We start from the raw sequence: 3483 nt of genomic DNA, 5'->3' as shown, positions 1-3483 counted from the left end.
TAAGTTGGGGAATATGGATTCGAACCATAACTAAGTGAGTCAGAGTCACTCGTGCTACCGTTACACCATTCCCCAAAGTCGCTTCAGACCAGAAGCCTGTTGTTACTATAACGCTCAGCACCAATACTGGCAAGGGGCCGGTTTAGACACAGCGGCAGCACCAAGTCGAAATGACGTGCTCCTTGTGTTTGCAATTCTTATGGCAAATACAAGGAGTACGCGACCGCCTTCGAGGTCCTGCATTGGAGTACGGCCGCTCGCGCCCAGAGTGTCACAATCCGGGAACTCAACCTCCATAAGTCTCAACGGAAGTATAGTTGAGACAATGAGTTGGTGCTTCGGATGCGCCGATGCGATCCGAACGTCTCGCGTAGCATTTCAGCGACTCACCGGACCCAAATTTGATCGAACGCCGGTCGCGGTGCCTCAGGTAGAAGAACGCATATGGTAATTACCTCTCTAACTTCGCCGCATTCAAGACCGCCATTACGGCACGCAAGCCAACACAGAACCGCACACCGAGGCGTTGGTGTCACCGCGACGCGCAAGCTTTCAGGGGCTTGACGAGGTCCCATCGCTGGCCGCGTAAAGTTTAGATCACGAGTTCTTCGCGGTCGGCGAGCCAGTCACTTGGAACACCGGATTTGCCCGTTGCAAGCGCTACGATGCCACCCACGATCGCGCAATTGGTGTCAATGTCGCCACGGGCACGGATTGTTCGCACAACGGCCTGCTCGTAGTCGTGCAAGTGCGATGCCGCCACCCACAGGCAGAACGGCACCGTGTCCTGACACGAGATTTGAGAGCCGTTCCCCAGCGCGCGCACAATCGGCTCTACCGACATATCAAACGGAACGACCATGAACCCGTGATTCAGCAGTTTCACAACAGGTTCTGTGGAAAAGTCGAACGTGAGGTTGCGCGCCCGCCCGATGCCCGCGCGAACCAAGCTCGGGGGCGTGTGCGCGAGGGCCGCGTCGAATAGTTCATGGCGGGCGGCCTCACCTGCGTGGCGGTCCCGGTTTCGCCACGCGACTGCGCCGGCGACGGCCGCTGCGATCGCGCCCGCAATGCCTTCCGGGTGGAGGTGCGTTACCTCCGCGGACAGTCGCGCCTGCTCCGCGATCACGTCGTATCCGTCCTCGGCAAAATACCCCGCAAGCGGGCCGATGCGCATCGCGCTTCCGTTGCCGAACGATCCGCCCGGAAAGACGACCTCGGCCGCGGTGCGCCAGGGGACCCCGTTTCCGATCTGCTGCAAGAGGCGGTGTGCACCGCCGCCGTACCCGCGCCACGGTTGTGCCCTGTACCGCGCCGCGAACCGCTGCGCGAGCCGATCTTGGTCCACCCGGCCGCACTCGTCCAGCACCTCATACAGGCTGAGCGCCATCGCGGTGTCGTCGGTGAACGGCCAGGGACCCCTGGCGGTGGCCCGCGGGTCTTCGAGGACCGCCTCGTAGTTGTGAGCCTGGAAGCACGTTTCGCCCAAGGCGTCGCCCACGGAAAGCCCCGTGAGGGCCAGCGCGGCGCGTTTCATTCGGTCCGCGTGGTCGGTAGGGCGTAGGTCGCTCATGGTGAGCCCACGGGCACACGAAGAGGGTGAGTGGTTCATTTCCGGCGCCGGTCACTGTCGAACGGAGCCGTGCAGCACTCGTTGGTCGAAGCGCCGGGTGCGGGCGTGTTATGGAATCCGTCAGAGTCGGCCGGGCGCCGCGAGCGCGGCCCATGCAGTCGGCGAGCGCATGGCGGCACCGCGTGCACGACCCCAATGCCTATGGCAGCGGCACGTTTTCCATTACGAACGGCACCTCGACGACAACGGGGCGGGGGCCGACCAGCACCAGCTTCGCGGGGGCGCCCGTGTTCCGGAACCCCAGGTCGAGGTGCTGAACGAGCACCTGCCCGCCGTCACCCGAATCACTGAAGTCGACGTTGAAGGTTTGGTAGGGCGCCACTTTGCCACTCGCGTCGAGCGCCTGCACGGTCATGGACATGCCCGGCCCGCGCGGCGCTTCCGGCCACAACCCGCCCGGGTTTCGCCCACGGCGCGCGCTTGACACCCACGGCGACGGGTACTGGAGCGCCACCCGCGCGGTGACGACGTTACCCTTTTCGCTCATCGACAGTACCGTCAGACGCGTCTGCCCCGGCCCGTCGAACGCACGCCCGACTTGCTTTGCCGGGTCGGGGATCGTGATGAGCGATTGGCTCGGAACGTGGATTTCCCCGACGACGCACCCTTCGAGGCGTTTGATGCTCTTCGCGGTGGGGGTGCCGAGTTTCAGCGGGACCGGAACGACGCGCGGGTTCGGTACCGTGTCCGGTAGGAGCGGCTGGCCGGTGCGCGAATCGAACCGGGCGGCCCCGACCGCGGGCATGAAGGCACCGCCCGGGGCACCGCCGCCCCAAGCGACGACGACTTCGCCCCCGCCCGGCGCCGGGGGCGGGGGCACCGACCCGCCGGAGCCCGGGCGGCCGGCGTCGTCGATGAGCTTATGGACCCGCACCGCGACAACGTCCTGCCAGTTCAAACCCGGTGCGGGGGCGATGTCGAAGCACAATGTCGTTTCTCCGGTCCCCAGAGTGACCCGGTGGCCGGGGAACGTTCGCGGCAGAGCCGTCACGCGCACCGCGGTGTCGCGCCCGCCGGCCAGTCGCGCCGTTCCGTCCGCAAGGGTGACCGGGATCGCGTCCGCACTGGGCGGCTGCGGCAGCGACACGTAACCGCGGCGTCCTTGTGGCGGTTTTGGCAGTTCGAGTTCGAGCTTGTGTACCTCTTCGAGCCCGGCGGCTGCGCAAAACCGCTCGATCGCCTCCCACGCCGGCAACTCGCCGGTCTCGCAGGTGACCGTGCGGAGCGGGTTGGCAATACGGCCGACGTCCAACACGATTCGGACCCCGGTGCGCGTACTCAGGTCGTTGACCGCGGTCCCCAGCGGCGTGGCGCGGTACGTCAGGCGCAGCTTCTTCGGCGCAAGCATTGCCGTACTTTCGGCGGTCCGCTGGAGCCGAAACAGAACCCCTGCGGCCCGCTGCCGGACCTCCGGGTCGTCGGATTTGAGGGCCTCGCGGAGCAACGGGATCGCACCCGGGCCGGCTTTGTGAAGTGCCGCCGTGGCGGCCTCGCGCTCGTGGAAGTCGCCGACCCCGAGCCGCTCGATCAGTTGCGGCACGGTGACGACCGGGGGCGGATCGGCGGCGGTTGCGATCCCGATGGCCAGCCCGCAGGTTCCGAGCACCGCGAACAACCGCCTCATGTTGTGCCCCTTTGATGATGTGCAAAGGCGATTCAATCGTACCCGCCGGGTCAAGGTGTCCGCAACCGGCTCGCGAACGATTCATGGCGGCGTCGCCCCGGCGCGAGCCGCCATGCGGATTTCTCTCTAACTTTGCACTCGCGCCGGGAAACATGGCCCACGCACTGCGCCGCGTCCAACGCCCCCCGGTCGCGGGGGGGGGGGGGGGGGGGGGGCCCCCGCCCCC

General features: G+C 66.2%; 2 protein-coding genes and 1 tRNA gene. All 3 read right to left on the bottom strand.

Going from position 1 to position 3483, the window contains the following annotated elements; translation table 11 throughout:
• Positions 1-4: 4 nt before the first annotated feature.
• Positions 5-75: transfer RNA gene (locus tag R5W23_RS05815), tRNA-Gln, on the bottom strand.
• A gap of 517 nt (positions 76-592) precedes the next feature.
• Complete coding sequence (locus R5W23_RS05810) at positions 593-1573, bottom strand: ADP-ribosylglycohydrolase family protein (RefSeq protein ID WP_320685517.1); 981 nt, start codon at positions 1571-1573, stop codon at positions 593-595.
• Positions 1574-1772: 199 nt separating this feature from the next.
• Positions 1773-3257, bottom strand: a complete 1485-nt coding sequence (locus R5W23_RS05805) for a HEAT repeat domain-containing protein (protein ID WP_261190058.1) — start codon at positions 3255-3257, stop codon at positions 1773-1775.
• Between the last annotated feature and the right edge of the window lie 226 nt (positions 3258-3483).

The sequence above is a fragment of the Gemmata algarum genome (assembly GCF_034097035.1).
Classification (GTDB): Bacteria; Planctomycetota; Planctomycetia; order Gemmatales; family Gemmataceae; genus Gemmata; species Gemmata algarum.
This window is presented reverse-complemented; position numbering and strand designations above follow the sequence as displayed.